The sequence below is a fragment of the Arthrobacter sp. Cza30 genome, from assembly GCF_059090765.1.
The window spans coordinates 913,969-936,574 of record NZ_JBNHGA010000001.1 but is presented as its reverse complement, the minus strand read 5'-3'; the positions used below and the strand labels follow the sequence as shown (position 1 = coordinate 936,574).

Sequence of the window (22,606 nt, the reverse complement as noted above, 5' to 3'; positions counted from 1 at the left end):
GCACATCCGCCACAGCATGTCAATCCCGGTGCGTTTGTATCTCACCCGCTGTGTAATTCAGTAGCCGTCACACTTCGTGTCGCGTGATGCTGAGGAGCGCACAAGCATGACGATGATCGACGATGTCGCGCATCGCACGGGAAAGCACGACGACGTCGCCGCCTGGCACGAGGTCGAGCCGAATTTCTGGGTGGGCAACGCCGACGGCGCCTTCCTGGGGACGATCGAGCGGCACGAGCCGTCCCGCTTCTTCGCGCGGGACGCCGTCAGGCGGTACGTCGGCGAGTACCCCGCGCTGAGCCTGGCGCAGAAGGCGATCATCAAGCGGACAGAACAGGAGTCTCGCGGAGGTAGCCATGCCCCAGACCGTCGTGCGCCACGAAGGTGAGCACCTCTACGCCGCACCGCCCCGCACCCGGGCGGGGCAGCGGCTGAGCGAAGCCGTCCTTCGTCTTCGGCGAGCGGAGCGTCAACAGGCCCAGCGCGCGCAGCGCGCGTCAGGACTGTCGAACATGGACCTCACCGCCCTGCGCTACCTCGTGCAGGGCAAGCGCGACGGGCGCGATCTCGGCCCGAAAGACCTCATCGTCATGCTGGAGACCTCCAGCGCCACGGTCACGAATGTGGTCGATCGCCTCGAGTCGCGCGGCCTGCTCACCCGTGTGCAGCATCCCCACGATCGACGCGCTCACCTTCTCATCCCGACAGAGGCTGCCATCGAACGCGTCGATCAGTCGTTCGCCGCCCACCACTCCGCGATCGTCGGGGTCATCGAGCAGCTGTCCGATACCGAGGCGGAGTGCGCCGCCGACGTCCTGACCCGCATCGCCGACGCGCTCGATGCGCTCGCCTGAGCCGGCTGCCTCATCGCGCGCCGCCCTAGGCTGAGCGGCATGCCCTCACCCGTGACCCTGCCCCGGCTCTCCTGGGGCGCCGCCGACGCCGGTCGCCGCGCGCTCCTCGTCCACGGACTCGGTTCCAACGGCGCTCTGATGTGGCGTTTCGGCGTCGCGCTGGCCGATGCCGGATGGCGCGCGGATGCCGTGGACCTGCGCGGCCACGGCGCAGCGCCTCGCGCGCTGGACTACACGATCGACGCGTACGCCGCCGACCTGGCCGCGACCGTCCCGCACGACGGCCGCGCGGCGTGGGATCTCGTCATCGGGCACTCGCTGGGTGGCGCGGCCGCCGTCGTGGCGGTCGCCGACGATCCGGCGTGGACCCGGCGGCTCGTGCTCGTCGACCCCGCGATCGCCCTCACCGAGCGCGATCGTGAGATCGTGCGCAACAGTCAGACGCGGGCGTTCGAGGAGCCCACCGCCGCCGCGGTGCGCGCCGAGCATCCGCACTGGCACGAGCAGGACGTCGAGCTGAAGGCGCTGTCCGCGCAGCAGGCGAGCCGCTGGGCGGTCGAGCAGACCAGCGCTCAGAACGCCACGTGGGACGTGCGGGACGCGGCGCTGCGGGTGGCGGTTCCCACACACGTGATCGCATCCGATCCGGCGGTCTACTCCATCTTCCGGGGGACCCCGGCCGAGGCCGTCGTGGCGGACAACGAGCGGTTCACCATGTCGACGGTCACCGGAGCCGGGCACTCGCCGCATCGCGACGCACCCGAGGCGACCGTCGCCGCGCTGCTGGCGGAGCTGGGCCGATGAGCCCGCGGGGCGGGACAATGGCGTCATGAGCTTCGACCCGGCCTCGATCCTGCCCGACGACTTGCTCGAGCGCCTCCGGGCCCGTGCCGCCGACATCGACCGGCGAAACGTCTTCCCCGACGCCGACCTCGTCGACCTCACCGAGGCCGGCTACCTGTCGATCCTGGTCCCGCGTGATCTGGGCGGGGCCGGACTGACCCTCGAGCAGGCATCCGCGCTGCAGCAGCGCCTCGCCGGAGCTGCGCCTGCGACGGCCCTCGCGATCAACATGCATCTGGTGTGGACCGGCGTGGCCAAGGTGCTCGCCGACCGCGGCATCGGCGCCCTCCGCTTCGTGCAGGAGGCAGCGGCGAACGGCGAGGTCTTCGCCTTCGGCATCAGCGAGGCCGGCAACGACCTCGTACTGTTCGGCAGCGGCACCGACGCGGCTCCGACGCCGGAAGGCGGCTACGCGTTCACAGGCACGAAGATCTTCACGTCCCTCGCTCCGGTGTGGACCCAGCTGGGCCTGCACGGCCTGGACACCACCTCGGCGGACGCGCCGCAGATGGTGTACGCGTTCGTTCCCCGATCGGAGGAGGCCGCGGGGCGGGTCGTCGTTCGCGACGACTGGGACACGCTCGGCATGCGAGGCACGCAGTCTCGCACCACCGAGCTGCACGGCGCGCTCGCCCCCGCCGACCGCGTCGTCCGGCGCCTCGCCCCCGGGCCGAATCCCGACCCCCTGGTCTTCGGGATCTTCAGCGTGTTCGAGCTCCTCCTCGCGTCGGTGTACACCGGCATCGCCCGGCGCGCGCTCGACCTTGCCGTGGCAGCCGCAGGGAAGCGCACGTCGAAGAAGACCGGAAAGGCCTACAGCCAGGATCCCGACATCCGGTGGCGCATCGCCGACATGGCTCTCGCGTACGACGCGCTGCCGCCGCAGCTGAGCGCCTTGTGCCGCGACATCGACGAGCTCGCCGACCACGGCCCGCGCTGGTTCTCGCTGCTGGCGGGAGTGAAGCACCGAGCCGTCACCGCCGCGAAGGGGATCGTCGACGAGGCCATCCTGGTCGCCGGCGGATCGTCGTACTTCTCCGCCAGCGAGCTCAGCCGCCTGTATCGCGACGTGCTGGCGGGGCTGTTCCACCCCTCGGACCCGGAGTCTGCGCACGCCACGGTGGCGACGGCCTGGTTGGGGCCTGTCGAGGGCTGAGCGCCTCAGCCCTCGAGGGCCGCAGCGACGAGCTGCACCAGCCGGATGTGAACGCGGAAGCTTCGCACCATCTCCCGCGTGGAGTGGAAGTTCATCGCGATGCGCAGCCCGAGCTCCGGCGCTGTGAAGGCGTGCACGCCCGTCACACCCAGGTGCCCGATGAGGCGCGGAAGTGTCCGCAGGAAGGGCGAGAATCCCCCGTAACGCAGCTCCATCAGCCCCGCACCGCAGTGGATGCCGGGGCGGAACCGGTGAAGCGGCCGACGCATCTGCGCGAGCGATGACGGCTTCACCAGGAAGCCCTCGCCGAGGGCGCGCGTGAAGCGATCGAGATCGTCCACAGTGGTCACCACTCCCCCACCGCCCCAGTCGCAGCTGAGGCTCTGTGTGCGGCTGGCCTCGAAGCCGCCGAGCCAGAGCGGAGCGATGTCAGGATGGTCGGCCGGTGCCGACGTCGCCGGCGCGCCACCGGGCAGCGTATGGAACAGCAGGAAGGACGAGCTCATCCCCGCAGGCTCGAACACCCCGGCGTGCAGCTGAGTCCCGAGCCGGGCCTGACCGGCCTCTTCGATGACGCGCGCGAGCAGCACGTACCCGGTGTCGGAGTACGAGAAGCGCCGTCCCGGCTCTGCGACGGGCCGCTGGTGATCCCGGCTGAAGGCGAGCAGGTCATCCGGTGTCCAGCGGGTGTCGGGCTCCTCCGCCAGGAGGCGCTCGAAGGGGGGCGCTCCCCGGGTGCGGCCGAGGAAGTAGTCGGCCGCACCGCTGGTGTGCGACAGCAGGTGTCTCGGGGTCACGGCGGCGGCGAAGTCGCGTCCGTCCCGCACGAACAGCCCCCTCCACTCCCCGCGCGGGAGCAGCGAGGTGATCGGCGCATCGAGGTCAAGCCGCCCGGCCTCGGCGAGCCGGAACGCGAGAACGGCCGTCATGGCCTTGCCGACGCTCGCGGCGTGGAAGAGGCCTGCCCGGTCGCCGCTCGAGAACTCGAGGCCGGGCGCTCTCACCAGCACGTGAGCGGCCGGCAGGCCGCGACGCCGGCGCGCGCGATCGGCGGTGCCCACCACGTGAGCCATCGCGGCGGCCACGCGCTCAGGGTGTGCCACCGTGCGAAGATCGGTTCCGAGTTCCATCACGATATACCCCTTAGTTATATCCTCTAGATATATCCGAGTCGGAGGTCCGATGCAACACGTCATCCTCGGTCTGCTCATCCTTCACGGGCCCTTGACGCTGTACGGCGTGCAGCGGCTCTTCCAGCAGGGGATCTCGCTGTTCTACAGCGCGAGCTTCGGCAGCATCCGGCGTGCGCTCGTGCAGCTGGCCGACAGCGGTCTGATCACGGCCTCGGCGGCTCCCGGCTCGGCGCGGGGCAGCAAGCCGTACACCGTGACCGACGCCGGCCGCGAGGCGTGGCGGACGTGGATGCATGAGCCGATCTCGGGCGGGGACGCGGAGACGGTCATGCTCGCGAAGGTGTTCTTCCTCGGGCTCCTCGAAGCGTCCGAGGAGCGGCGCGGGGTGCTGGAGTCGATCCGATCGCGCGTGGAGCAGGATCTCGCCGAACTGGTCCGCGTCGCCGGTTTCGTGGACGCCGCCGAGGTCCCCTCCGGGCTCGCCGACGTCGCCGCGTATCAGCGGGCGACGCTGGACTACGGCATCCGATCCCACCGTCTCGCGCTGCAGTGGTGCGACGAACTCGCGGCTGCCGGCGAGGCCTGACCTCGTGCCACGTGGGAGGATGGCCGCATGGCGCGGACCCCGACGCACTCGCTGAGTCCGGCGGACCAGGAGCGTCGCCGCGGGCTGCGCGTCATGAAAGGCGTCGCCCTGGGCGCCCTGCTGTTCATGGCGGTGCTGTTCGCCGTGTCCTTCGCCTTCCAGCAGGACGTTCCCGCCCTGGCCTACGTGCGTGCGGCGGCCGAGGGCGGCATGGTCGGGGCGCTGGCGGACTGGTTCGCGGTGACGGCGCTGTTCCGGCATCCGCTCGGCATCCCGATCCCGCACACCGCGATCATCCCGAGCCGCAAGGACGAGATCGGCCGGACGCTCGGCGAGTTCGTCGAGACGGAGTTCCTGCGCGGCGACGTGGTGCGCGCGAAGCTCGAGGGCACCTCGATCTCTGCGCGCCTCGGCGAGTGGCTGCGCGAACCCGTCGCCGGACACCACCCGCACGCCGAGCGCGTCGCCGCCGAGGGCGCCGTCATGGCGTCGAGCGTGCTGCAGGCCCTGAGCGACGACGACGTCCAGGACGTGCTCGAAGGCCTCGCACGCGAGCACCTCATCACCCCGGAGTGGGGGCCGCCCCTCGGCGCGTGGCTCGCCCGCATCGTGGACGCCGACGCGCATCACGGCGCGGTCGGCATGGCGCTGGACACCATCGGAGCCTGGCTGCAGGCCAACCGCGCCGCGTTCGCAGGACTGTTCTCGCGTCGGCTGCCCTCGTGGGTGCCCTCGGTCGCCCAGCGGCTGGTGGATGACACGGTGTACAACGAGCTGGTCAAGCTCGTCGCCGCGATGCAGACCGACCCGCAGCATCCCGCGCGCGTCGCGATCGACGGCTACCTCGAGCGTCTCGCGCACAACCTTCAGCACGACCCGGCGACCATCGGGCGCTTCGAGGACGCGAAGCTCGCCGTGTTCGACAGCCCCCGGGTGCGGGAGCTGGCCGGTCAGGCGTGGAACACCGCCAAGGCCGGGCTGCTTCAGTCTCTGGGCGACCCCGCAAGCGGCCTGCGCCGCCGGGCGGCCCAGGCGCTCGTCGAGATCGGCGAACGGCTGACCACGGATGCCGCGCTCCAGCACCGCGTCGACTCCTGGGTCACCGACGCCGCGGTCTTCCTCGTCGACCGCTACCGTCATGACATCGCCTCGATCATCACCGACACCGTCGAGCGCTGGGACGCCGCCGAGACCACCGAGAAGATCGAGCTGATGGTGGGCCGCGACCTCCAGTACATCCGCCTCAACGGCACGATCGTCGGTGCGCTGGCGGGCGTGGTCATCTTCACCGTCGCGCACGCCCTGCTCGGCTGACGGCGTGGATCTGCGCCCCCGGTCGCGCGGGCGGTAGCGTCGGTGCCGTGAGCCCCGCCGACGCACTCCCCCACGATCCGCTGTGGCCGCGCGCGGGCGGCTGGTCGTCGCCGGACGGCGGCGGGTGGGATGCCGCGCTCCTGGGCGTCCCCGCCTTCCGGACGTCGCTGTCGCCCACGGGCGCGCACGCCACGCCGGCCGCCGTCCGCGCGGCGCTGCGGCGCTTCAGCCCGACCCTTCTCGGCCCTCCTCCCGTCGATCTCTCCGAGTCGCTGCGGATCGCCGACGCCGGCGACGTCGGCGACCCCGACGGCGTGGAGGGCGAGGCATCCGTCCGGGCCGCCGTCGCGGACCTGCACGAGCGGGCGCGGCTCCTCGTCGCGCTCGGCGGTGACAACTCCATCACCTACGCGGTGGCCCAGGGCGCGGGCGCCGCGGGACTCATCACGATCGATGCGCACTTCGACCTGCGCGACGGCGTCTCCAACGGGTCGCCGGTGCGCCGGCTCATCGAGGACGGCCTGGACCCACGACGCGCTGTGCAGATCGGCATCGCCGACTTCGCCAACTCGGCCGCATACGCTCGCCGCGCCCACGATCTGGGCATCACGGTGATCCCTCTCGACGAGGTGCGCCGCCGCGGCGTCGACGATGTGGTGTCGCAGGCGCTCGAGGTTGCCGGCGCCGCAGGCGGCGGCGTCCATCTCGACATCGACGTCGACGTGTGCGACCGGTCGGTCGCCCCCGGCTGCCCGGCGTCGGTGCCCGGAGGACTGCAGGCGTGGGAGCTGCGAGCCCTCGTGCGCGCGACGGCAGCCGACCCGCGCGTGGCCAGCGCCGACATCGTCGAGGTCGACGCGACCGCCGACGCCGCGGACGGGCGCACGGTGCGGCTGGCCGCGCTGTGCGTGCTGGAGCTCCTGGCGGGCAAGGCGACGGCATGATCACGCTCGTCCTCGTGCGGCACGCGAAATCCGACTGGGGCGACCCCGGTCTCGACGACCACGATCGCCCGCTCAACGACCGAGGGAGGCGCGATGCCCCGCGCATGGCGCAGCGCCTTGCCGACACCGGCTTCCGCCCGGACCTGCTCCTGTCCAGCACGGCGCTGCGGGCTCGCACCACGGCCCAGGCCTTCTCTGGCGCGCTGGGTGCCGAGGTCGCGCTCGACCCCGGCCTCTACGGCGCGTCCGCCGACGCGATCCTCGCCGCGGCGGCCGCCACGCGCGCCGCATCCGTGCTCGTCGTCGCGCACGACCCCGGCATGACCGTCCTCGCCGGACGATTGTCCGGCGGCGGAATCGGTCACATGCCGACGTGCGCTGTCGCGCGCTTCGTGTGGCGCCAGGACGACTGGGACGTCGCCACGGCGCTGGATCCCGACGACTGGGCGCTCGACACCCCGAGCCGGGGCACCGCGGCCGAGGATTAGCCGACCGCCGCGCCGTCCTTGAAGACCCCGGCGACCAGCGGGACCCCGGGCCGGTAGGCCAGGTGGACCCGCGTCGGGGCATCCAGCATCACCAGGTCCGCACGCGCCCCGGGCGCGATCGCGCCCACGTCGTGGCGGCGCAGCGCCCGCGCCCCGCCGGCGGTCGCCGCCCACACCGCCTCGGCCGGCGTCATGCCCATCTCCCGCACGGCGAGGGCGATCATGAGCGGCATGGAGCTGGTGAAGCTCGAACCCGGATTGCAGTCGCTCGCGAGTGCCACGACCACGCCGGCGTCGATGAGCCGCCGCGCGTCGGGATACGGCTGGCGCGTCGAGAACTCCACGCCCGGCAGGAGCGTCGCCACCGTGCTCGACCCCGAGAGGGCGGCGACATCCGCGTCCTCGAGGAACGTGCAGTGGTCGACCGACGCCGCGCCCAGCTCGACGGCCAGCCGCACCCCGTCGCCCGGGCCCAGCTGATTGCCGTGGACCCGCGGCATGAGGCCGTGGGCGGCGCCGGCGGCGAGGATCCGGCGCGCCTCGTCGCCGGTGAAGGCCCCACGCTCGCAGAACACGTCGATCCACCGGCTGTGCGCAGCGCAGGCCTGCAGCATGTCGCCGCACACCAGCTCGACGTAGTCCTCCCGTCGATCGGTGAACTCGGCCGGAACGACATGGGCGCCGAGGTAGGTGACCTCCGGCGTGACCTCGGCCGCTAGCCGCGCGAGGCGCGCCTCGTCGTGCACGGTGAGGCCGTAGCCGGTCTTCACCTCGAAGGTCGTCGTGCCCTGGCGGTGCAGCTCCGTCACCAGACGAGCCAGCCGCTCGCGCAGCTCCGCGTCGCTCGCGTCACGCGTGGCTGCGACGGTGCGCCGTATGCCTCCGGCGGCATAGGGCGTGCCGGTCATGCGTGCCTCGAACTCGTCGGCGCGGTCGCCGCCGAACACCAGGTGCGTGTGGCTGTCGACGAAGCCCGGGATGACCGCCCGGCCCCCGGCATCGAGCAGCTCCACGTCGGCGGCGGTCGCTGCGCGGGTCGCGAGGCGGCGCGCGGCGTCGGCCGCGGACCCGACCCACGCGATGCGGGCGTCCTCGATCAGGACGGCCGCGTCGTGGAGCGTGCCGCACGGATCGCCGTCGCGATGGTCGTTCGTGGTCAGCTCGCCGATGTTCGTGATCAGCGTCGCGCGCGGCGTCCCTCCCCCGGCGCCCCGTTGACGATCCGTCGCACCGGACATCGATCAGGGCTCCAGCATCGGGATGCGGAGGCCGCGCTCGCGCGCGACCTCCTTGGCACGGTCGTAACCGGCGTCGACATGCCGCATGACGCCGGTGCCCGGATCGTTCGTCAGCACCCGCTCGAGCTTCTCGGCCGCCAGCGGCGTGCCGTCGGCGACCGTCACCTGACCGGCATGGATGCTGCGGCCGATGCCGACGCCGCCGCCATGGTGGATCGACACCCACGCGGCCCCGGACGCGGTGTTGAGCAGCGCGTTCAGCAGCGGCCAGTCGGCGATCGCGTCCGAGCCGTCCGCCATCGCCTCCGTCTCACGGTAGGGGCTCGCCACCGATCCCGCGTCGAGGTGGTCGCGGCCGATCACGATCGGACCGCTGAGCTCGCCCGACGCGACCATCTCGTTGAACCGCAGACCGGCGAGGTGGCGCTCCTTGTAGCCGAGCCAGCAGATCCGTGCCGGAAGCCCCTCGAAGTGCACGGCGTCGCCGGCGCGCTCGAGCCACCGGATGAGCCCGGCGTTGTCGGGGAAGAGCTCCATCACCGCGCGATCGGTGCGGCGGATGTCCTCGGGGTCGCCGGAGAGGGCGACCCATCGGAAGGGACCGCGCCCCTCGGCGAACTGCGGACGGATGTACGCCGGCACGAAGCCCGGGAACGCGAAAGCGCGATCGCACCCGCCGAGCTCGGCCTCGCGGCGGATGGAGTTGCCGTAGTCGAACACCTCGGCACCGGCATCCTGGAAGCCGACCATCGCAGCGACATGCGCAGCCATGCTCTCGCGCGCGCGAGCGGTGAAGGTCTCGGGGTCGCGAGCGGCTTCCGTGCGCCACTGAGGGAACGGGATGCCGACGGGAAGGTAGGCAAGCGGGTCGTGCGCGCTGGTCTGGTCGGTCACGATGTCGACCTCGATTGCGCCCGCGCGATGGCGGCGCAGCACCTCGCCGAAGACCTCTGCGGCGTTGCCGACGACCCCGACGCTCAGCGCCTCGCCCGCGGTCTTGGCGGCGACGACCCGGGCCAGCGCCGCGTCGAGGTCGGTCGTGTACTCGTCGAGATAGCCGTGCTGGACGCGCCGCGAGAGCCGCGACTCGTCGACGTCGACGATCAGCACGGCGCCGCCGTTGAGCGTCACCGCGAGCGGCTGCGCCCCGCCCATGCCGCCGCAGCCCGCCGTCAGCGTCAGCGTGCCGGCGAGGGATGCCGTCGCGGCATCCGCGCCGCGCTTGTGCGCGAGTGAGCGTGCGACGGCCGCGAAGGTCTCGTACGTGCCCTGCAGGATGCCCTGCGTGCCGATGTAGATCCACGAGCCCGCGGTCATCTGGCCGTACATCGTCAGGCCGAGCTGCTCGAGCCGGCGGAACTCCGGCCACGTCGCCCAGTCCCCGACGAGGTTCGAGTTGGCGATGAGCACGCGCGGCGCCCACTCGTGCGTGCGGAACACGCCGACCGGCTTGCCGGACTGCACCAGGAGCGTCTCATCCGGCTCGAGCTCATCGAGCGTCCGCACGAGCGCGTCGAAGGCCTCCCAGCTGCGGGCCGCGCGCCCCGTCCCGCCGTAGACGACCAGGTCCTCGGGGTGCTCGGCGACCTCGGGATCCAGGTTGTTCATCAGCATGCGCTTGGCCGCTTCGGCGCCCCAGCTCTTGGCGGTCCGCGCGGCTCCGCGCGCTGCCCGCACCGGAGCGCGGGGAGCGTCCCCGTGCGCCGTCCCCGGGTCCGGCATCGTCGCCGGCGTCCTCTGCGTCGTATCGGTCATGGGTCGATTCCACCGTCATCCCCGGTCCGGGGCAACGACCCCGAGGCGACCGCTGTCTGTCATACCAGACGGCGCGCTTGCTCTGCCGCGGGGCGGTTGGTGCAATGAGAGCATGACCGAGCCGAACGCGGGTGAGCGGGGACGAGGCGCCCGCCTGCGTGCGGCGTTGAACGCGCCTGTGCCGTCGGAGCAGCTCCAGCGCGAACGTCTCATCGAGGAGATCCCCGAGCTCGCGGCGCTCGCGCGCACCCCGCAGGACCCGCGCTGGCACCCCGAGGGCGACGTCCTCGTGCACTCCCTGTGGGCCGCCGACCTCGCCGCGCGGCACGCCGACGAGACGGGTGTCTCGCCCGAGCACCGCGAGCTGCTGGTGCTCGCCGCGCTGTGGCACGACATCGGCAAGCCCGACACCACCCGGCGACGCAACGGCCGCATCACCTCGTACGGCCACGCCGAGCGCGGAGCCGACATCGCCGCCACCCTCGGACGCCGTCTCAGCCTGCCGCATCCGCTCATCGCTGCGGCCTCCGCGATCATCGCCACGCACATGGCCCACGTGTCCGTGCAGGGCGCACCGAGCCTGAGAGCCGTGCGGCGGCTGCAGGACCGGCTGCAGGCGGCCGGCACGTCGATCGAGGACTGGGCCGTGGTGGTGCGCTGCGACGGCGACGCGCGCGGGTCCGCGGCGCGGCCGGATGCCTCGATCCCCTGGATGCGGATCGCGCAGCGTTCCTGATCGGCTCCGGCCGGATGCCGGGCCCGCCTACCCGGCCGCCGCCGGCGGCGCGGCCGCGTAGGCCGCACGTGCGACCTCACCGGATGCGACGAGGGCGGTGACCGCCTCGATGTCGTCCGACACGATCCGGTCGGGACCGGGCCCGTCTGCCACCGTGCGCACGAGGTCCCGCACCGCGCCCGTCGGAGGCGCCGGACGCAGCGGAGCGCGAAGGTCGAGCGCCCGTGTCGCGGTCAGCACCTCGATCGCGATGACGCGGGCCAGCCCGTCGATCGCACGCCGGAGCTTGCGCGCCGCCGTCCAGCCCATCGAGACGTGGTCCTCCTGCATCGCCGACGACGGGATGGAGTCGACCGAGGCCGGCGCCGCCAGCCGCTTGAGCTCGGAGACGATGCCCGCAGCGGCGTACTGCGCGATCATCAGCCCGGAGTCGACGCCGACCTCGTGCGCGAGGAACGGCGGCAGGCCCTGGCTGCGCGCCGGATCCAGCGCGCGGTCGGTGCGCCGCTCCGAGATCGAGGCGACATCGGCGACCGCGATGGCGAGGAAGTCGAGCACATAGGCGACGGGAGCGCCGTGGAAGTTCCCGTTGGACTCCACGCGCCCGTCTTCGGTCACGACCGGATTGTCGACCGCGGCGGCGAGCTCGCGCGAAGCGATGACCCGGGCGTGCTCGAGCGTGTCGCGTGCGGCACCGTGCACCTGCGGCGAGCATCGCAGCGAGTACGCGTCCTGCACGCGCGTGCACACGGCCGGGTCGCGATGCGAGGCCATGATCGCCGAGTCGGCGAGCAGCGCCCGCAGGTTCGCCGCCGAGGACGCCTGGCCGACCTGCGGCCGCAGCGCCATGAGGTCGGCTGCGAAGACCGCGTCCGTTCCCAGCTGCGACTCGATCGACAGCGCCGCGGCGACGTCCGCCGTGTCGAGGAGGACCGACAGATCGTGGAGGGCGAGCAGCAGCATCCCGAGCATCCCGTCGGTGCCGTTGATGAGGGCGAGGCCCTCCTTCTCGCGAAGCACGAGCGGGGCGATAGATGCCGCCCCGAGCGCCTCCGCGGCCGTCATCTCCGTGCCGTCCCCATCGGCGGCCGTGCCCGCGTGCACGCGGCCCTCCCCCATCGCGGCGAGCGCCACATGGGCCAGCGGAGCGAGGTCGCCCGAGCATCCCAGGGAGCCGTACTCCCGCACGATGGGGGTGATGCCGGCATTCAGCATCGCGGCGTAGGTGTCCGCGACCACCGGCCGCACGCCCGTGCGGCCGGTCGCGAGCGTCTGCAGCCGCAGCAGCATGAGGGCGCGCACGACCTCCCGCTCGATCAGGGCGCCGGTGCCCGCGGCATGCGAGCGGATGAGGCTCGCCTGCAGCTGACGCCGCCGGTCCGCAGCGATGAACGTCGTGGCGAGCGCTCCGAAGCCGGTGGAGATCCCGTAGTGGGGCTCCGGGTCGTCGGCGAGGCCCTCCACGAGAGCGCGCGTGGCGGCGATGCGCTCCCGGGCCGCGGGCGCGAGCTCGACCCGCGCGTCGTGACGCGCGACGGCGATGACATCGGCCGGCGACAGGGGTGCGGTGCCGATCCGGACGACATCGACGGCGGGCTCGGTGATGGTGGCCATGCACCGATTCCACACCGCCGCGATGGCGGACGACAGCGCGTCGTGGCATCCTGTGTCTGCCATGCCAGACAGTTCCGCACCCGTTCGGCCGCAGGTCCCCGCGGCCGACCAGACGCTGCGGATCCTGGCCTTCCTCGGCCGCCAGCGCGGTCCCGTCCCGGCGCGCACGATCTCCGCGGCGCTCGGCATTCCGCGTTCGACGGTCTATCACCTGCTCGCGACGCTGCACGAGCACCACTTCGTCGTGCACGTGCCCGAGGAGCGCCGATGGGGACTCGGGATCGCCGCGTTCGAGCTGGCCGGCGGCTACGCGCGACAGGAGCCGCTCGCACGCCTGGGGCGTCCGGTGCTGGCCGAGCTCGTCGACCGTGCGCACGAGAGCGCGCACCTGGCGGTCATGCACGGGCGCGACGTGCTGTACATCGTCGAGGAGCGGGCGCCGAAGCGTCCTGCGCTCGTGACGGATGTCGGCGTGCGCCTGCCCGCGCACCTCACCGCCACCGGTCGAGCCATGCTCGCCGCGCTGCCCCGGGAGCAGGTGAGGGCGCTGTATCCGGATGCCGCCGCCTTCGCCGACCGGACCGGGCGGGGTCCCCGTCGCCCCGCCGAGCTGCGGGAGCTCCTGCGGGAGGTGCGGGCGCGGGGGCACGCGACCGAGGACGGCGAGGTGACGCTCGGGCTGCGCTCGGTCGGCGCCGTCGTGCGCGACCACGCCGGATGGCCCGCCGCCGCGATCGCGGTCACGTGGCCGAGCGAGGCCGGAGCGGACCCGCGTGAGCTCGCCCGTCTGACGACGACCGCCGCGGCCGAGCTGGAGCGTCGCATCGGCCGCACCGGATAGACCGATCGCGCGGCATCCGCAAGCCCCTCCGCCTTCGCATCCGGACGCGATTACCGTCGCCGTATGCTCCCCGCAGACATCCCCGATGATTCGCAGCTGATCGATCTGATGGACTTCCGCGCCGAGCCCTCGGTGACGGTGGCCCTCGCCTCCTCCCCGTTCCCGCTCGACCATGAGCGCATCAAGATCGCGTTCCGCAACACCATCGACGAGGTCGACCGGATCCTCGGCGAGCGCGGCTTCCGGCAGGACGTGCGCACGCAGATGAAGAGCGCGCTCGAGGGAGTGCTCGGCGACGACGACTTCTGGACGCACCAGTCCCGCTCGATCGTCGTCCTCGCTGCACCCGGCCGGCTGGAGGCTTTCCGCCTGGCCAACCATCTGCGCGACATCGTCACCGTGAACGATCGCTTCGATCTGGCCCCGCTCCTTCGCGCCAAGGCGTACCCGGCGCGCGCGTTCGTCCTCCAGCTGGCCGAGGGGCTCGTGCGGCTGACCGAGGTCGGCCCCGACCACGGGCCCGTCGAGCGACCGCTGGAGCTGCCGGAGGATCACGCGTACGCGCTGGCCTACACCGAGAACGAGGGGCGCAGCGACCGGCATCGCGCCCAGGGAACCGACGGCGAGCGGACCGAGCGCGAGCGGTTCTGCCGCATCGTGCAGGATCAGGTCGTGCGGGTCGTCCCGGACGCCGTTCCGCTGATCCTCGCGTCGACGCCGGACTTGGAGCCCGCCTACCGGTCGGTGAACACCCATCGCTCGCTGCAGCCGCACAGCATCGCCGCGCACCCGCAGTCGCTCGACGACGCCGAGATCGAGCGCGTCGCGCGCGAGGCCCTCGATCGGCTGCGCGCGGAAGAGACCTCGCAGTGGAAGGAGCGGTTCGGCACCCTGCGGGCGCAGGGCCTTGCGACCACGCGACTGGTCGAGGTGGCCGCGGCGACCGCCCAGGCGGCCGTGGACGAACTCCGCTTCGACATGGATGCCGAGCAGTGCGGCACGATCGACGAGTTCGGCCGGGTGCACCCCGACGACGGCGACGACTGCCCCCGCCTCGTGGACGAACTCGCCGCCCGGGTGCTGCACACCGGCGGTCGGGTGCGGGCGGTGCGGCAGCGGGACCTTCTGGACGGCTCGCCGGTGGCGGCCACCCTCCGCTTCCCGGTGAGCGTCGACCGCTGAGCCGCCCCCGCCGCCGTGTCGGTGCGGCGGCGGGGTCAGTCGACCTTCGCCACGGTCCCGGCGGTCAGCCGGACCAGCTCCTCGAAGGTCAGCGGGAAGACGGTGTGCGGGGTGCCGCCGGCCGCCCAGATCTGCGGATGGGCCGCGAGATCCTCGTCCACGATGGTGGTGAGAGGCGCCGGGTGCCCGGTGGGGGCCACTCCCCCGATGGCCTGACCGGTCGCGTCGCGCACCTGCTCGGGCGTCGCGCGGCGGATGCTGTCGCGTCCCAGACGAGTGGCGAGCGCCGTGGTGTCGACGCGATGGGCGCCGCTGGTCATGACGAGGAGCGGCTCGCCGTCGGACCAGAACACCAGGCTGTTCGCGATCGCGCCGACCTCGACCCCCAGGGCCGCCGCCGCGAGCGGGGCCGTGGCGGCGGCATCCGGAAGCACCACGATGTCTCCGTCGATGCCCGCCGCGCGCAGGGCATCGTGGACGAGACGACTGCGGACGGGGAGCTGCTCGGCGGAAGTCACGCGGCCAGCCTAGAGGCGCCCCTCATGGCGCGTCGATCCGCCCGATCCTCCCGTCGGTGGCCGCGCAATGTGCGCAATCGCCGGCCAGCCTGTTGAACAATCCGTCGCCTGGGTGTGCAATGAGAATGGATGCCGCAACGCCGCGGCATCTGCAGCGCACTGCCCACGAGGCCCGCCGAAGGAAGTACCGCGATGTCGCACACCCTGCCACTGCCCGACTTCACGCACGAACGCGTGGAGGTGATCACCGGACGTCGCAGCGGATTGTTCATCGCCGTGGCGCTGCACTCGTCCGCACTCGGCTCCGCGCTCGGCGGTGCCCGTCTGTGGACCTACCCGCACTGGAGCGACGCACTGGGCGACGTCCTGCGCCTGTCGGCCGCCATGACGCTCAAGAACGCCGCCGCGGGTCTCGACGCCGGCGGCGGCAAGGCCGTCATCGCGCTGCCCCCCGGCACGACGCTCGATGCACAGCGCCGCCGGGCGGCGTTCCTCGACCTGGGCGACGCCGTCGAGTCGCTGCACGGTCTCTATCGCACCGCCGAGGACGTCGGCTCCACCACCGACGACATGCTGGTGGTGAGCGAGCGCACCGAGCACGTGGTGGGGCTCCCGGACGCCGTGGGCGGCTCGGGCGAGCCGGCCGGTCCGACGAGCCTGGGCGTCTACGAGTCTCTGCGGGCGACCCTCGAGCGCGTCACCGGTTCCCCGGACGTCGCCGGTCGCCGCATCACGATCTCCGGGCTCGGACAGGTGGGAAGCCGGCTGGCGGTGCGGCTGTCGGCCGAGGGCGCCGTGCTGGCGGTCACCGACGTCAACCCCGCCAAGCGCGACCTGGCTCGCGAGCTCGGCGCGGAGTGGGTGATGCCCGGCGAGGAGCACCTTATCCCCGCGGACGTGTTCGTCCCCGCCGGCATCGGCGGGGTCCTCACCGACGACGTCATCGATGCGCTCGAGGCGAAGTCCGTGTGCGGGCCGGCCAACAACCCCCTCGCCGAGCGCCGCGGGGCGGAGCGTCTCGCGCGCCGGGGCATCCTGTACGCGCCCGACTTCGTCGTCAACGCCGGCGGGGTGATCTACCTCGACCTCGAGGCGAAGAAGCGCGGCACGCGAGCCGAGATCCTGGAGCGGGTGGCCCGCATCGGTGACACGGTCCGTCGGGTCTTCGACGAGGCGGAGGCGCGCAACGTCACGCCGCTGGATGCGGCCGAAGGTCTCGCCGCCGAGCGGCTCGCCTCCGCCGGGCGGGAGCCGGCGCTGGCCAACTGACCGCGGCGTGCCCGTGCGGCGCGGACGCGCGCCACATCGGCGCCCGGTCCGGCTAGGTTGGCGCCATGGACGGTCTCTGGCTGGCGGCGCTCAGCGGTGTGATCGGGGGCGGCACGCTGCTGCTCGGTGCGGCGGTGGCGTGGTTCGTCGACGTCCCGCAGCGCGTCGTCGCCGGTGTCATGGCGTTGGGCGCGGGCGTGCTGATCTCGACGCTGGCGTTCGAGCTGGTCGAGGAGGCAGCCGCCGACGGCGGACTGATCCCCACTGTGACGGGGTTCCTCGCCGGTGCGGTCATCTACATCGTCGCCGACTGGCTCGTCTCACGGCCGAAGCGACCGGATGCCCCGGCCAGCATCACCGCGCGCAGGGCGGTGTCGCAGCTGGCCACGCGTCGCTCGACGACCGTCCGGGCGGGCGGAACGCGGGCGCCGGCGCGCGCGAGGGCGGCGGCGTCCAGCGCGGCGGCGTCCAGCGGAGTCGCGTCCGGCGGAGTCAGCTCAGGGAGTGCGGGGACGGGGACGGCGGCGGCGCTCGCCGGCGGGTCGGGCCTCGCCATCGCGATCGGCGCCCTCATCGACGGCATCCCGGAATCGATCGTGCTGGGGCTGTCGGTCGTCGAGGGAGGGATCAGCGTCCCGATCGTCGCGGCGATCGCGATCAGCAATGTCCCCGAGGGCCTCGGCTCGACCGCCTCCCTGAAGCGCAGCGGCGGGTCACTGCGGTCGGTGCTGCTGCTGTGGGGCGGCATCGCAGCCGTCACCGTCGTGGCGGCCGTGCTCGGATACGCGGTCTTCCAGGCGGCACCGGCGGAGCTCGTCGCACTCATCACGACCATCGCGGCGGGGAGCCTGCTCGCGATGATCTGCAACACGATGATCCCCGAGGCGTTCGACGAGCAGCATGCACTCACGGGATTGTGGGCGACGATCGGCTTCCTCGCTGCCTTCCTGCTGCACGAGCTCGCCGGCTGACAGCGCGCCGCGATCGACGGTGGCCCCGTCACGAGGGTGATCGCGTCGACGACAGGTCAGAACGGCGGCGGATCGGCGCCGGGATCGCCTCGCCCCGATGCGGTGAAGACCGGCACCCTCCGCTCGGGATGCACGACGTAACGCCGCCCGGTCGGCGAGATCCACTCGATGCTTCCGCCGGTCCCCTCGATCTGGCGCACCGACCACCCGCCGTGGTGCTTGACGATGTGATGGTTCTTGCAGAACGGCGCGTGGTTGTCGAGACAAGTCTCGCCGCCGTCCGCCCACGCCACCTGGTGATCGATCTCGCACCGCGAGGCCGGCATGCCGCATCCAGGAGCCATGCAGCGGTCCGCTCGCCACGCCACCAGCTTGCGCAGCGCCGCCGGCGCCTCGTACCGCCGACGGCCGACCGACAGCACCATCCCCGTCTCCGGATGCGTCAGCACCCGCATCCACTTCGCGTCGCCGCCGCACAGCTCTCGCGCGCGAGACATCGGGATCGGCCCGAGGCCTTCGACCACCGGCGGATCCGCCGATTCCGCGGCCTCGTCCGTGAGAAGCGACAGCACCGGCACGGTGACCACGACGGTGGCGCGGATCCCCGACACGGCAGCCGGCATGTTCTCCGTCGTGCCGTCGATCAGAAGGTCGCTGACGACGTCGGCACGTGCCTGATCGAGAGTCCGCGTCTCACCGTCGCGTCCGATGATGGCCTTGCCCATCGCGGTGACGCGGCCGTAGATGGCGCTCATCTCGACGTCGGGACCGTGCAGCCAGAACGTCGACATCCCGTCTCCGCCGCGATCGACACCGACGCGCCGCCGCTGCACCGCTTCCTCGTGCCGCTCCTCGAGCGTGGCTGACCGCACCGTGTCGGCGAGAGCCTGCAGCGCGCGCCGGAACCGGCCGACCGGCTCCGCCTCGGCGAGGGCGACGGCTCGATCGACGACGCGGTCACGCAGCGCGGGCTCGACCTGATCGACCAGATCGACCAGGATCGCGGCGTGGTCCTCGGTGATCCGACCGTGCCACAGCGAATCCAGCGCCCGGGGGTACCGGTGGACGAGCGCTTCCGCCTGCCGCAGCAGACGCCCGGCCGCGTACTCGGTGATACGCATCCCCGCGGCCAGCTCGAGCCGGATGGAGCGCTCCACGATGTCGCGGACGCCCGCGCCGCGATGAGCCGCCTCGGCGATCAGCTCCCGATGCATGGCGTCGATGCGCACCAGCCGGTCCGCAGCGGCACCGGCCAGCATGGTGGCCGAATCGAGGACGAGTGTCAGCGCGTCGGGCGGGTCGAAGTCGTCCGCTCGGTCCCAGTCATCGAGCTCGAGCGGCACGTCGGGTGGGTAGGCGTCGTCGACGGCGACCGCGTCGTCACGCTCGGAAGGAGCGACGAAGGCAGGGGCGGGGTCGATGAGCATGTCCTGAGGTTAGAACATACCTACGACATTCCCACTCGGATGCCGAGCGACGCCATGAGGCGATCGGTGGGCACCGCGGCACCGGGATCCCCACCGTTCAGGCGCGCGACCCCAGCTGCCCCACCAGGGTCCGAACAGGTCAGGCCGAGGCCGACCAGTCCTCCGCGATCTCTTCGGCCGCGGGCGCCGGATCCACCGAGAGGCCGTGCAGCAGTTCGAGGGCGGCGCGTGCCTCGTCGATCCGCCCTTCGACCGCGAGCTCGCGGATGCGCACCGACGGCTTGTGCAGCAGCACGCCCGCGAGGTGTCGCAGCGCCGCTTCGACGTCGTCACCGGCACCACGGGCGCGGGCGCGGGCGATCTCGTCGTCGACGACCTTGAGCACGTCTCGCCGCAGCGCCGTGATGGCAGGACCCGCCTCGCGGTCGGCGGCGAACTCCACCGCGGCGTCGCCGACGATGAGGCGCGCGTCGGCGTGGGCGTTGAACTCCTCCAGCGGCGCGTGCAGGCGGATCGTCTCGAGATCGAGCAGCTCGACCCCCTCGACGAGGCCCACCTCGGGGTCGACGTTGCGGGGCAGTCCCAGGTCGATCACCAGCACGCGGTGTCCCGGCGCGAAGGCCTCCGCGTGGACGACGGCGTCGGCGGTGCACGTGATCACCACGTCGGCCTCGGCAGCCGCCGCCCGGAAGTCGGCCACAGGGGTGAGCGCGTGCTTCACCGCGAACGCGGCGGCACGGCCCGACGGCGAGAAGACGTGGATGTCGCGGGCGCCACGGGCGCGCAGCGCCTCGACCGTCCGCGCCGCGTACCGGCCCGTGCCGACGAGGAGGACGCGGGCGTCGGCCCAGTCGGCGACGCGGCTGGAGGCCAGCTCCAGCGCGAAGCGCACGAGCGACCGGTGCGCGCCCCGCAGGCGCGTGCGGTTGCGCACGCCGCGGCTGGTGTGCGTCGCCCGCTGGAACAGCCGCTCCAGCTCGCCGCTGGTCAGCCCGTCGGCGCGGGCAGCGTCGAGCGCCCGGCGCACCTGGCCCGAGATCTCGTCCTCGCCGACGACCATCGACTCCAGCCCGCTGGTCACCGCGAACAGGTGCGCGGCGGCATCCGCGCCCTGATGCACGGCGACGGACGAACGGAGGTGGTCGGCGGAGATCCCGGATGCCTCGGCCATCGCCTCGACGACGGATTCGACGGCGACCGCCTCGCCCCCGGTCAGCGGCTCATCGATGTCGAGGTAGGCCTCGAAGCGGTTGCACGTCGCGAGCACGACGGCCCCGGAGACGAAGATCTCGTCCTGCACGAGGGCCCGTGTCGCGGAGGGCGCACCGACGGAGAGTCGCTCCAGGGTGTCGAGGCTCGCGTTCCGGTGGTTCGCGGTCAGACAAAGGAGCACCCCCCAATCTTAAGGCACGCCTCCTGTGTGCAGGCACGGAGGACGCTCAGGCCCGGCGCCTAAGGTTGATCCGTGCCGCTCGACCCGTCTCACCCCCTGCTCGCACGCGACGTCGCCGCTCCGCTGATCCGCGCTTACCGCGGCGAGCGCCCCGACACCACCCCGGTGTGGTTCATGAGGCAGGCCGGGCGGTCGCTGCCGGAGTACCGCGAACTGCGCGTCGGCACCGACATGCTCGACGCATGTCTGAACCCGGAGCTGGCCAGCGAGATCACGCTGCAGCCCGTGCGCCGACACGGTGTCGACGCCGGCATCTTCTTCAGTGACATCGTCATCCCCGTCCGGCTGGCCGGCGTCGACGTCCGCATCGTCCCGGGCCGGGGCCCGGTCCTCGAGACTCCGGTGCGGACGGCACAGGATGTCGCAGCCCTCCCGCCGCTCGATCCCGACGCGCTCACGCCGATCCGCGAGGCCGTCCGTCTCACCGTCGACCAGCTCGGCAGCACGCCCCTGATCGGCTTCGCCGGCGCGCCCTACACCCTGGCGTCATATCTCGTCGAGGGTGGCCCTTCGAAGGAGCAGCTGCGCACCCGCGCTCTCATGCACGCCGACCCCGACACGTGGGCCGCGCTGCTGACGTGGTGCGCCGACATCACCGGAGCCTTCCTCGCCGCGCAGGTCGAATCCGGCGCGTCCGCGGCTCAGCTCTTCGACTCCTGGGCCGGCTCGCTCAGCCTCGCCGACTACACCGACCATGTCGCACCGTTCTCAGGTCGCGCGCTCGAACCCGTGCGCGATCTCGGCGTGCCGCTGGTGCACTTCGGCGTCGGCACGGGCGAGCTGCTCGCCGCGATGCGCGATGTCGGCGTGGACGCGGTCGGCGTCGATTGGCGGCTGCCGCTGGACGAGGCGGCGCGGCGGGTGGGTCCCGGCGTGACGCTGCAGGGCAACGTCGATCCGGCGCTGCTGCAGGCGCCGTGGCCGGTGCTCGAGGCCCACGTGCGCGATGTGCTCGAGCGAGGCCGTGCGGCGCGCGCTCACGTCCTGAACCTCGGGCACGGCGTGCCGCCCGAGACCGACCCCACCGTGCTCACGCGGCTCGTGGAGTTCGTCCACGCCCATGGCTGACTTCTCCGTCATCGGCGGCGGCGTCGCGGGCCTCGTCGTGGCCCGGCGGCTCGCCGCCTCCGGTGCCCGCGTGACGGTCTTCGAGGCATCCGGCCGGCTCGGCGGGACCGTCGCACGTCACGAGGTGGCGGGCATCGCGATGGATGCCGGCGCCGAAAGCTTCGCCGTGCGCGGGGGTGCCGTCGCGGCCCTCATCGACGAGCTCGGGCTGGCCGGCGACATCGTCCAGCCCGCACCCGGGCCCGCGTGGCTGCAGCCGGTGAGCGGGCCGCCCGTGCCGCTTCCGGCCACGGCGCTCCTCGGCATCCCGGCCGACCCGCTCGCCGACGATGTCGTCCGTGTGATCGGGCCCGCCGCCGCGGACCGCGCGGCCGCGCTCGACACCGCACCGGTCGGCGACATCCCCGCGACGCTCGGGCCGCTCGTCCGCCGGCGCTTCGGGGACGAGGTCCTGGACCGCCTCGTCGCCCCCGTCGTGCACGGCGTGCACTCGCACCATCCCGACGATCTTCCGGTCGAGCGCGCGCACCCGCGGCTGCGCGACGCGATCATCGAGACTGGAGCGCTCGGCAGCGCCGTCGCCCGTCTGCGTGCCGCCGCTCCCCCGGGCTCGGCCGTCGCCGGCATCCGCGGTGGCATCCACCGGCTCGTGCCGGCGCTCGCCGAGGACCTGCAGCGCCACGGCGGAGACATCCGCCTGCACGCGCGCGTCGACGATCCGGCCGGGCTCGACGGGACGGTCGTGGTCGCCGCCCCCGGTGTGACCGGGCCCGCCGCCGCCGGCCGCCGCATCGACCTGGTCACGCTCGTCGTCGAGCAGGACGAACTGGATGCCGCGCCACGGGGCACCGGGCTGCTGGTCGCGCAGGGCGCACCGGTCCGAGCACGGGCGCTCACGCACGCGACGGCGAAATGGACCTGGCTGCGCGAAGCAGCCGCGGGTCGTCACGTGCTGCGGCTGTCGTACGACAGCACGCCGTCCGAGCCCGCAGCCGCCGCGCGCGCTGATGCACAGGCGCTGCTCGGCGTCGCGCTCCCCGTGGTGGTCGACGTCGCTCACGTGTCGTGGACCCGTCCCGCCCCCGCGGCGGCGCCCGACGGCGCGACCGTCGTCGGCGAGGCCGTCGCCGGGTCGGGCCTCGCCGGCATCGTCGCCCATGCCGAGCGCACGGCGGCTGCTCTGCTCGCTCGCTGACCGTCCAGGCAGGAGTGGAAG

The 22,606-nt window shown here is 72.8% G+C and carries 22 protein-coding genes; 15 read left to right on the top strand and 7 right to left on the bottom strand.

Annotation, left to right across the window (positions count from 1 at the left end; all coding sequences use genetic code 11):
• The first annotated feature begins 106 nt into the window (after positions 1-106).
• Genes AC5RVZ_RS04295 through AC5RVZ_RS04280 form a run of 4 tightly spaced genes read left to right on the top strand, consistent with a single transcriptional unit; the run spans position 107 to position 2,853 of the window.
• Complete coding sequence (locus AC5RVZ_RS04295) at positions 107-388, top strand: hypothetical protein (RefSeq protein ID WP_494064522.1); 282 nt, start codon at positions 107-109, stop codon at positions 386-388.
• Positions 357-854, top strand: coding sequence for a MarR family winged helix-turn-helix transcriptional regulator (locus tag AC5RVZ_RS04290; protein ID WP_494064521.1), 498 nt, complete (start codon positions 357-359; stop codon positions 852-854). The genes AC5RVZ_RS04295 and AC5RVZ_RS04290 overlap by 32 nt, the downstream gene beginning before the upstream one ends.
• A gap of 39 nt (positions 855-893) precedes the next feature.
• Positions 894-1,658, top strand: coding sequence for an alpha/beta fold hydrolase (locus AC5RVZ_RS04285; RefSeq protein WP_494064520.1), 765 nt, complete (start codon positions 894-896; stop codon positions 1,656-1,658).
• Positions 1,659-1,683: 25 nt separating this feature from the next.
• Positions 1,684-2,853, top strand: coding sequence for an acyl-CoA dehydrogenase family protein (locus tag AC5RVZ_RS04280; RefSeq protein WP_494064519.1), 1,170 nt, complete (start codon positions 1,684-1,686; stop codon positions 2,851-2,853).
• 5 nt (positions 2,854-2,858) lie between these two features.
• Here AC5RVZ_RS04280 and AC5RVZ_RS04275 read toward each other — a convergent pair whose 3' ends face one another.
• The gene (locus AC5RVZ_RS04275) at positions 2,859-3,983 is read right to left on the bottom strand and encodes a serine hydrolase domain-containing protein (protein ID WP_494064736.1); all 1,125 of its coding nucleotides are present in this window, start codon (positions 3,981-3,983) and stop codon (positions 2,859-2,861) included.
• A gap of 52 nt (positions 3,984-4,035) precedes the next feature.
• Between AC5RVZ_RS04275 and AC5RVZ_RS04270 the strand changes: the two genes are divergently transcribed.
• Genes AC5RVZ_RS04270 through AC5RVZ_RS04255 form a run of 4 tightly spaced genes read left to right on the top strand, consistent with a single transcriptional unit; the run spans position 4,036 to position 7,318 of the window.
• On the top strand, positions 4,036-4,572 hold the full coding sequence (locus AC5RVZ_RS04270) for a PadR family transcriptional regulator (RefSeq protein WP_494064518.1): 537 nt from the start codon (positions 4,036-4,038) through the stop codon (positions 4,570-4,572).
• Between the two features lie 27 nt (positions 4,573-4,599).
• On the top strand, positions 4,600-5,886 hold the full coding sequence (locus tag AC5RVZ_RS04265; protein ID WP_494064517.1) for a DUF445 domain-containing protein: 1,287 nt from the start codon (positions 4,600-4,602) through the stop codon (positions 5,884-5,886).
• Positions 5,887-5,933: 47 nt separating this feature from the next.
• Positions 5,934-6,830, top strand: a complete 897-nt coding sequence (locus AC5RVZ_RS04260) for an agmatinase family protein (protein WP_494064516.1) — start codon at positions 5,934-5,936, stop codon at positions 6,828-6,830.
• Complete coding sequence (locus AC5RVZ_RS04255) at positions 6,827-7,318, top strand: SixA phosphatase family protein (protein ID WP_494064515.1); 492 nt, start codon at positions 6,827-6,829, stop codon at positions 7,316-7,318. The genes AC5RVZ_RS04260 and AC5RVZ_RS04255 overlap by 4 nt, the downstream gene beginning before the upstream one ends.
• On the opposite strand, the gene hutI is transcribed toward AC5RVZ_RS04255, so the two are convergent.
• Both hutI and hutU read right to left on the bottom strand, forming a co-directional pair.
• Complete coding sequence (hutI, locus tag AC5RVZ_RS04250; RefSeq protein WP_494064514.1) at positions 7,315-8,556, bottom strand: imidazolonepropionase; 1,242 nt, start codon at positions 8,554-8,556, stop codon at positions 7,315-7,317. The genes AC5RVZ_RS04255 and hutI overlap by 4 nt on opposite strands.
• A 3-nt stretch (positions 8,557-8,559) precedes the next feature.
• Positions 8,560-10,278 carry a urocanate hydratase gene (gene hutU, locus AC5RVZ_RS04245; protein ID WP_494064735.1) on the bottom strand — a complete coding sequence of 573 codons (1,719 nt, stop codon included), beginning with the start codon at positions 10,276-10,278 and terminating at the stop codon, positions 8,560-8,562.
• 145 nt (positions 10,279-10,423) lie between these two features.
• On the opposite strand from hutU, the gene AC5RVZ_RS04240 reads away from it, so the two are divergent.
• Positions 10,424-11,047 carry an HDIG domain-containing metalloprotein gene (locus AC5RVZ_RS04240; RefSeq protein WP_494064513.1) on the top strand — a complete coding sequence of 208 codons (624 nt, stop codon included), beginning with the start codon at positions 10,424-10,426 and terminating at the stop codon, positions 11,045-11,047.
• A gap of 27 nt (positions 11,048-11,074) precedes the next feature.
• Here AC5RVZ_RS04240 and hutH read toward each other — a convergent pair whose 3' ends face one another.
• The gene (gene hutH / locus AC5RVZ_RS04235; protein ID WP_494064512.1) at positions 11,075-12,661 is read right to left on the bottom strand and encodes a histidine ammonia-lyase; all 1,587 of its coding nucleotides are present in this window, start codon (positions 12,659-12,661) and stop codon (positions 11,075-11,077) included.
• Positions 12,662-12,722: 61 nt separating this feature from the next.
• Here hutH and AC5RVZ_RS04230 point away from each other — a divergent pair, with 61 nt between their 5' ends.
• Both AC5RVZ_RS04230 and AC5RVZ_RS04225 read left to right on the top strand, forming a co-directional pair.
• Positions 12,723-13,502: an IclR family transcriptional regulator gene (locus tag AC5RVZ_RS04230; protein WP_494064511.1), complete on the top strand. Its 780-nt coding sequence runs from the start codon at positions 12,723-12,725 to the stop codon at positions 13,500-13,502.
• A 63-nt stretch (positions 13,503-13,565) separates the two neighbouring features.
• A complete protein-coding gene (locus tag AC5RVZ_RS04225; protein WP_494064510.1) occupies positions 13,566-14,684 on the top strand; it encodes a baeRF11 domain-containing protein in 1,119 nt (372 codons plus the stop codon).
• Between the two features lie 35 nt (positions 14,685-14,719).
• Here the strand turns inward: AC5RVZ_RS04225 and AC5RVZ_RS04220 are convergent, their stop codons facing one another.
• Positions 14,720-15,202 carry a YbaK/EbsC family protein gene (locus AC5RVZ_RS04220; protein ID WP_494064509.1) on the bottom strand — a complete coding sequence of 161 codons (483 nt, stop codon included), beginning with the start codon at positions 15,200-15,202 and terminating at the stop codon, positions 14,720-14,722.
• A gap of 192 nt (positions 15,203-15,394) precedes the next feature.
• Between AC5RVZ_RS04220 and AC5RVZ_RS04215 the strand changes: the two genes are divergently transcribed.
• The gene (locus tag AC5RVZ_RS04215; protein ID WP_494064508.1) at positions 15,395-16,471 is read left to right on the top strand and encodes a Glu/Leu/Phe/Val dehydrogenase family protein; all 1,077 of its coding nucleotides are present in this window, start codon (positions 15,395-15,397) and stop codon (positions 16,469-16,471) included.
• 65 nt (positions 16,472-16,536) lie between these two features.
• Positions 16,537-17,442 (top strand): ZIP family metal transporter, encoded by a 906-nt coding sequence (locus AC5RVZ_RS04210; protein WP_494064507.1) that lies wholly within the window; start codon positions 16,537-16,539, stop codon positions 17,440-17,442.
• 56 nt (positions 17,443-17,498) lie between these two features.
• On the opposite strand, the gene AC5RVZ_RS04205 is transcribed toward AC5RVZ_RS04210, so the two are convergent.
• A complete protein-coding gene (locus tag AC5RVZ_RS04205; protein ID WP_494064506.1) occupies positions 17,499-18,869 on the bottom strand; it encodes an HNH endonuclease signature motif containing protein in 1,371 nt (456 codons plus the stop codon).
• 139 nt (positions 18,870-19,008) lie between these two features.
• Entirely contained in the window at positions 19,009-20,262 is a 1,254-nt protein-coding gene (locus AC5RVZ_RS04200) for a glutamyl-tRNA reductase (RefSeq protein ID WP_494064505.1), read from the bottom strand.
• A gap of 72 nt (positions 20,263-20,334) precedes the next feature.
• Here AC5RVZ_RS04200 and hemE point away from each other — a divergent pair, with 72 nt between their 5' ends.
• Both hemE and AC5RVZ_RS04190 read left to right on the top strand, forming a co-directional pair.
• Positions 20,335-21,390, top strand: coding sequence for a uroporphyrinogen decarboxylase (hemE, locus tag AC5RVZ_RS04195; RefSeq protein WP_494064504.1), 1,056 nt, complete (start codon positions 20,335-20,337; stop codon positions 21,388-21,390).
• Positions 21,383-22,585 (top strand): protoporphyrinogen/coproporphyrinogen oxidase, encoded by a 1,203-nt coding sequence (locus tag AC5RVZ_RS04190; RefSeq protein ID WP_494064503.1) that lies wholly within the window; start codon positions 21,383-21,385, stop codon positions 22,583-22,585. The genes hemE and AC5RVZ_RS04190 overlap by 8 nt, the downstream gene beginning before the upstream one ends.
• Positions 22,586-22,606: the final 21 nt, after the last annotated feature.